Genomic DNA, 7,021 nt, shown 5'->3' on the forward strand with positions numbered 1-7,021 from the left:
TCCCCGCGGGCGCCACCGCACCCAACAAGCCTGAGGTCGCGCCCGGCGCGACCCCGGCCACCGACACTCCCGGCCCCGGCGAAGCGCTGGTGACGCCGGCGGTGGCGCCCGTCACCCCCGACGAACAGGTCGAAATGATCCGTCGCCGCATTGAAGCCAGGCGCGCCATGCGGGCCGCCGAAGCGGCGGCCGAGCAGGCGGCTTCGGAAAAGGCAAACAGGTAAAGTGAAGTGATGACCAGACTCCCGTCCGCCGTGCCCGCCCTGGGCCTCGCCCTGATCGTTTTCATCTCCGGCTGCGCCCGCGTGGCGCCGCCCCCGGGGCGCCGCCGCGCCCACCCGCTGGCGGGAGTGCAGCCAGCGCGCAGCGCAGAAACCACCGCGCCGGCCGACGCGGCCGCCAGTGCCGCCCAGCCCGGTGGCGCGCGCCTCACGCCCGGCACCGGCATGGTGATCAACCAGCGCGCCGCTTCGGCGCCGGCGCCTTCGCTCGATTCCACCGGCGAGGCCACGTTCAACTTCGAGGGCGAGTCGGTGCACGCGGTGGTCAAGGCCATCCTGGGCGACCTGCTGCAGCAGAACTATGTCATCGCGCCCAACGTACAGGGCCAGGTGACGCTGGCCACCCCGCGTCCGGTGAATGCCGCGCAGGCGCTGAGCCTGCTGGAAATGGTGCTGGGCTGGAACAACGCGCGCCTGGTCTGGTCCGACGGCCGCTACAACGTGCTTCCCACCGACCAGGCCATCGCCGGCAACCTTTCGCCGCGTACCGGCACTGCCGCCAACGCCCGCGGCTACGAAGTGCGCGCCGTGCCGCTGCAGTACATCTCGGCGGCCGAAATGAAGAAGGTGCTCGAACCCTACGCGCGCCCGAACGCCGTGGTCAGCGTCGACAACGCCCGCAACCTGATCGTGTTGGCCGGCACCCGCACCGAACTGCAGAACTACCTGCGCACCGTTGAAATCTTCGACGTGGACTGGCTGGCGGGCATGTCGGTGGGCGTGTTCCCGCTGCAGTCGGCGCAGGCCAGCAAGATCGTCGACGAACTCAACGGCGTGTTCGGCGAAGGCGGCAGCACGCCGGTGTCGGGCATGTTCCGCTTCATGCCGCTGGAGGGGCAGAACGCGGTGCTGGTGATCACGCCGCAGGCGCGCTACCTGCGCGAAGCCCAGACCTGGATCGAGCGCCTCGACGCCGGCGGTGGCGAGGGCACGCGGCTGTACACCTACGAAGTGCTGTACATGAAGGCCACCGACCTGGCCGACCAGCTGGGCCAGGTGTTTGGCGGCGCCAGCGGCGCGTCGGCCGGCCGCAGCCAGGGCGACGCCCCGCCGTCCATCATGCCGGGCCTGGAGCCGGTGCAGATACGTTCCACCGACACGCCCGCGCCTGATGCCGCTGGCGCCAAGGGCCGCGAAGCCGCGGCCCAGGCCGGCAGCAGCGGGTCGGGAAATCGCGGCGGCGGCGGTGAAGGCATCGCGCTGGGCAACGACGACGACGTTTCCATCAGCGCCGTGGAAGCCAGCAATGCACTGCTGGTGCGCGCCAGCCCGGCGCAGTGGGAGTCGATCCGACGCGCCATCGAGCGCCTGGACACCATGCCGCTGCAGGTGCACATCGAGGCCCAGGTGGTCGAGGTGCAGCTCACCGGTGAGCTGAGCTACGGCGTGAACTGGTTCTTCGAGAACGCCGTCACGGACGTGGCCGACCTGCCCAGCGCCCAGGGCCGCAGCATCTGGGGCGACATCGCCGGAACCGTCGGCGGCGACGGCGTGGGCTGGACCTTCCTGGGCAAGAATGCGGCGGCCGTCATCACCGCGCTCGACGACGCGTCGGACGTGCGGCTGCTGTCGACGCCCTCGGTGGTGGTGCGCAACAACGCCGAAGCCAAGCTCGACGTGGGCACCAAGATCCCGGTCAACTCCACCAGCTTCAACCCCATCAACGGCGAGGTCCCGGGCTCGGGCAACGGCAGCTTCACCCAGGTGCAGTACCTCGACACCGGCGTGATCCTCACCGTCACCCCGCGCATCAGTCGCGACGGCACGGTGTTCATGGAGATCGAACAGGAAGTCAGCTCGCCCGGTCCGCCGCGCGCCAACGACCCCACCGGCAACGTGCCGATCAACAAGCGCAGCCTGATCACGGAGGCCGCGATCAAGAGCGGCGAAACCGTGATGCTGGCCGGCCTGATCACCGAAGGCACCACCACGGGCAGCAGCGGCGTTCCGGGCCTGAGCCGCCTGCCGGTGGTGGGTGGGCTGTTCGGCACCAAGTCGCGCACCTCTGACCGCTCGGAAGTGATCATCCTGGTCACGCCGCGCGTCATCCGCGACCCGGCCGAGGCCCGCAAGCTCACCGACGAGTACGGCGAACGCTTCCGCGCCCTGGACCCGATCCGCGCCGAGCCCGCCGCTTCGAAGCGCTGACATGGTGCCGGCAACGCGCGCCGTTTTCCGCGAGCTGCTGCGGCGGGAACTGGAAGAGCGCTATCGCGGCAGCCTGCTCGGTGCCGCCTGGCTGCTGCTGCTGCCGCTGCTGCAGCTGGCGGTGCTGGCCTGGGTGTTCGGGCAGCTGATGCCGGCGCGCGCACACGGCGGGGAATTGCCCTACGCCGCTTTCCTGGCGCTGGGCCTGTGGCCCTGGAACCTGTTCGCCAACGCCGCCAACCGCGGCGTCACCGCGCTCACCGACAACGCCGCGCTGATCGGCAAGGTGGCGGTGCCGCACGTGCTGTACGTGGACGTGCGCGTGGCGGCCAGCGTGGTGGTGGACCTGGCCGGATTCTTGCTGGTGCTGGCGGTGCTGCTGGCGTTCGGCGTCGGGCTGTCGCCTTGGGGACTCCCCGCCACCGCCGCGGCGCTGGCCGTCGTGGCCGTCTATGCCCTGGCGGCCGCGCGGCTGCTGGCGGTGCTGCAGGTGTTCCTGCGCGACATCGCCACGGTGATCGGCCAGCTGCTGGTGCTGGGCTTCTTCCTGACGCCCATCCTTTACGACCGCAGCCTGATGCCGGCCGTCGCGGCCAAGTGGCTGGGCATCAACCCGCTGGTGGCGCCGGTGGAAACCGTGCGCCGCGCGCTGTCGGGCGACGCGCCCGACTGGCTGGCGCTGGGCCTGAGCCTGGCGGTGGGCGTGGCGCTGCTTTTGCTGGCGAACGTGTTCTTCCGGCGCGCCCGCAGCCACCTGGAGGACTTCCTGTGACCACGTCGCCGCTGGTGGAGGCCGTGGGCCTGGCCAAGCGCTACCCGGTGCTGGGCCACCGCGGCGACCGCGTCAGTGCGCTTTGGGACGTGCTGCGCGGGCGCAAGCCAAGGCGCGTGGTGAGCGTGCTCGAGGGCGTGGCTTTCCAGGTGCACGCGGGTGAATCGCTGGCCATCATCGGCGAGAACGGCGCCGGAAAATCGACCCTGCTCAAGCTGGTCACCGGCGTGCTGACGCCCAGCGAAGGCAGCGTGCGCAAGCAGGGCACGGTGGGCGCGCTGCTGGAGCTGGGCGCGGGCTTCCATCCCGAGCTCAGCGGCCGCGACAACGTGCGCCTGTCGGCGGCGCTGCACGGCATGGACGCCAGCCAGCTGGCGGCGAAAATGCCCGAGATCGAGGCCTTTGCCGACATCGGCAGCTATATCGACGAGCCGGTGAAGCACTACTCGTCGGGCATGGTGGTGCGCCTGGGATTCGCGGTGGTGGCGGCGGTGCGGCCGGCGCTGCTGATCACCGACGAAGTGCTGGCGGTGGGCGACGAAGCCTTCCAGCGCAAATGCATCCGCTGGCTCGACGATTACCTGGCCGGCGGCGGCACGCTGCTGCTGGTGTCGCACAGCCTGTACCACGTGCAGAAGCTGTGCCGCCGGGCCATCTGGCTGCACGAGGGCCGCGTGGCGGCGCAGGGGGACGTGTTCGAGGTCAGCCAGCGCTACCTGGCCGCGCAGGAGGCCAAGCACAAGGGCGAGCCGGCCGCGGCGGCGTCGCTGGCGCAGCTGGAGTACTCGGTGGAATCGGTGACCATCAACGGAATGGCCGGTGCCGGTGCCGTGGCGGTGGCCGCGGGCGGGCCGCTGGTGCAGGAAGTGGTGCTGCGAAGCCGCGACGGGCGTGCGCCGGTGATGCTCAACGGGTGGGTGCGCGCCGACGGCACGCCGGTTTACGGCGTGAGTTCGGAAATGGACGGCGTACCGGCGCAGGCGCTGGGCGATGGGCGCTTCCTGTTCCGCCTGTGTTTTGACGCGCTGCCGCTCCTGCCCGGCAGCTACCGCCTGCGGGCCAGCGCGCTGGACACGGAGGGCCTGCGCCTGTTCGACACCCTGGACCGTGAGGTCAGCGTTACCGGCCAGGCGCGCGAATACGGCCTGGTGCGCATGCCGCACCGCTGGCTGGAGCCCGGCCAATGAGCGCGCTGCCGACCGTGGTGGTGCCGGTGCACAACGCGCTGGACGTGCTGGATGCCTGCCTGGCTTCGCTGGACCGCACGCTGCCCGAGGGCGCCCGCGTGCTGGTGGCCGACGACCATTCCAGCGACCCGCGCATCGCGCCCCTGGTCGAGGGCTGGTGCCAGCGCACGCGCCTGTCTGCGCGCCACGTGCGCCGCGACCGCAACCTGGGCTTCCCCGCCAACTGCAACGCCGCCTTCGCCGACACGGGGGACGACGACGTGGTGCTGCTCAACTCCGACACGCTGGCCACCGTTGGCTGGCTGCCGCAGCTGGCGCGCTGCGCCGCCAGCGATCCGCGCATCGCCACCATCACCCCGTGGTCGAACAATGCCGAAATCTGTTCGTTCCCCCGCTTCTGCGAAGACAACCCGGCGCCCGAACATCCCGACGCGATCGCCGAGGCCGCCGCCGGGCTGATGCCCGCGCAGTATCCCGAGCTGCCGACGGCGGTGGGTTTTTGCATGTACGTGCGGCGTGCGGCGCTGCGCCAGCTGGGCGGCTTCGACGCCGAGACCTTTGGCCGCGGCTATGGCGAAGAGAATGATTTCTGCCTGCGCGCGGCCGCCATGGGCTGGCGCAACGTGCTGTGCGAGACGGCCTACGTGGTGCACGTGGGCGGCGCTTCGTTCGCGCCGCTGGACCTGGCGCCGGGTGGCGACAACCTCGCGCGCCTGCTGGCGCGATGGCCCGACTACAACGAGCGAATCGCCCGCTTCATCATGGCCGATCCGCTGGCGCCCTTCCGCCAGCGGCTGCTCGAGCGCATCCAGGCGCTGGCGGCGTCGGGCCCGCAGCGCGACCTGTTCGGCTAGCATTTGGCCATGGCACATCCCGTCCTTCCCTTCACCGGCGAGCGCTACACGCCCGAGTGCGCGCTGGAAATCGCCACCGAGCACTGGCACCGCTACGCCTTTGCGCGCGCGCTGGCCCCGGGGCGCCGCGTGCTGGACGCCGCCTGCGGCGAAGGCTACGGCAGCGCGCTGATGGCGCACTCGGGCGGCGACGTGCTGGGGCTGGACATCGGTGCCGACGCCGTGGCCCATGCGCGCACGCGCTACGCCGGAATCCCGGGCCTTCGCTTTGAACAGGCCGACGCCACGGCGCTGGACGCCTGGGTTGACGCCAGCTTCGACGTGATCCTGAGCTTCGAGACGCTTGAACACGTGCGGGACCAGGAACGGATGCTGGACGGCTTCGCGCGCCTGCTGGCGCCGGGGGGGCTGCTGCTGGTGTCCACGCCCGACAGGCGCACCTACACCGATCTCACCGGCCAGGTGAATCCGCACCATGTGCGCGAGCTCTATCGCGAAGAGTTCGAGACGCTGCTTTCTTCGCGGTTCCCCGCGCGCAGGCTGTACGGCCAGAAGAACCTGTTCCAGTCGGTGCTGTGGTCGCTGGACGGCAGCGGCGGCGGAGCCCAGGCCAGCACGCTGGCGGCCGACGATCGGCTGGTGGACGGGGTCGGGCCGGCGCCGATGTATTACCTGGCGGCGTGTGCGCACGACGAGGCCACGGTGGCATCCCTGCCTGCGCTGTCGCTGTTCGGCGACGCGGCGGAAAGCGTCTATGCCGACTATCGCGCCGAGATCGCCCGCAACCGCGCGGCCGCGGCGCACATCGCCCACCTCGAGGCGGAGCTGGCGCGACTGCGGGGCGGAGCGTGAGCAACACCACCCACGATTTCCCGGTGACGGGCGACAACGGCGCGCGCGACTTCAGCGCGCGCGACATCGGCGTCATCGTTGTCTCCTACGCCAGCGCCAGAACCCTGGAGTCGTGCCTGGTGCGGCTGCTGTCGGCGCGCGACGTGGCGCGGGTGATCGTGGTCGACAACGCCTCGCCCGATGACAGCGCCGATCTCGTGCAGCGCATGGCCCTGCGCGAGCCGCGCCTGACGCTGGTGCGCAACGACGAGAACCGCGGCTTCGCGGCGGCCTGCAACCAGGGCGCCACGGCCGTGTCGCAGCCGTGGATCGCGTTCGTGAACCCCGACGCCTACGTCGAGCGTGACACCCTGTCGCGCCTGGTGGCGCACGCCACCGCACGCGCCGGCGCCGGCCTGCTGGGCGTGGAGCTGGTGGACGAAGCCGGCACGGTGGACCTGGCCTCGCGCCGCGCCGATCCCTCGCTGCGCGACCAGCTGTCGGGCCTGGGGCGCCGCGAGAATCTCTTCCTGGGCGCCGATCCGGCGCTCAAGCTGCAGCCCGTGGACGCCGTATCCGGCGCACTGATGCTGCTGCCTACCGGCCTGTACGCGCACCTGGACGGCATGGACGAGGGCTACCGCCTGCACGCCGAAGACCTGGACCTGTGCCGCCGCGTGCGCGAAGCCGGCTATGAAGTGGTGGTGGCCAACGACCTGCGCGTCACCCACGTGCGCGGCGTGTCCAGCCGCCGCCGACCCGCCTGGGTCGAATGGCAGAAGCACCGCGGCCTGTGGCGGTACTTTAAAAAGTTCGAAGCCAACGACACCCCGTCGTGGCTCACGCCCGTGCTGTGGTGCGGCCTCTGGTCACACTTCGCCGTCGCGGCCGCCCGCGCCCGCTGGCGCACCCGCCGCTAAAAAAAGAACGGGGTGGGGGGGGGGGGGG

Annotated in this window: 7 protein-coding genes; all 7 read left to right on the forward strand. The window is 71.1% G+C overall.

What is annotated here, in order from left to right; translation table 11 throughout:
- The coding region (locus tag K0M70_RS13075) for a hypothetical protein (RefSeq protein ID WP_290782646.1) at positions 1-224 on the forward strand (224 nt) is incomplete at its 5' end.
- 9 nt (positions 225-233) lie between these two features.
- A complete protein-coding gene (gene gspD, locus K0M70_RS13080; protein WP_290782648.1) occupies positions 234-2,429 on the forward strand; it encodes a type II secretion system secretin GspD in 2,196 nt (731 codons plus the stop codon).
- Position 2,430: 1 nt separating this feature from the next.
- Positions 2,431-3,201, forward strand: coding sequence for an ABC transporter permease (locus tag K0M70_RS13085; protein WP_290782651.1), 771 nt, complete (start codon positions 2,431-2,433; stop codon positions 3,199-3,201).
- Positions 3,198-4,388: an ABC transporter ATP-binding protein gene (locus tag K0M70_RS13090; protein WP_290782653.1), complete on the forward strand. Its 1,191-nt coding sequence runs from the start codon at positions 3,198-3,200 to the stop codon at positions 4,386-4,388. Before K0M70_RS13085 ends, K0M70_RS13090 begins: the two co-directional genes overlap by 4 nt.
- On the forward strand, positions 4,385-5,242 hold the full coding sequence (locus K0M70_RS13095; protein WP_290782655.1) for a glycosyltransferase family 2 protein: 858 nt from the start codon (positions 4,385-4,387) through the stop codon (positions 5,240-5,242). Before K0M70_RS13090 ends, K0M70_RS13095 begins: the two co-directional genes overlap by 4 nt.
- Positions 5,243-5,251: 9 nt before the next feature.
- Positions 5,252-6,094 (forward strand): class I SAM-dependent methyltransferase, encoded by an 843-nt coding sequence (locus K0M70_RS13100; protein WP_290782657.1) that lies wholly within the window; start codon positions 5,252-5,254, stop codon positions 6,092-6,094.
- Positions 6,091-6,993 (forward strand): glycosyltransferase family 2 protein, encoded by a 903-nt coding sequence (locus tag K0M70_RS13105; protein ID WP_290782658.1) that lies wholly within the window; start codon positions 6,091-6,093, stop codon positions 6,991-6,993. Before K0M70_RS13100 ends, K0M70_RS13105 begins: the two co-directional genes overlap by 4 nt.
- Positions 6,994-7,021: the final 28 nt, after the last annotated feature.

This window comes from Arenimonas sp., from assembly GCF_019459675.1.
Lineage (GTDB): Bacteria > Pseudomonadota > Gammaproteobacteria > Xanthomonadales > Xanthomonadaceae > Arenimonas.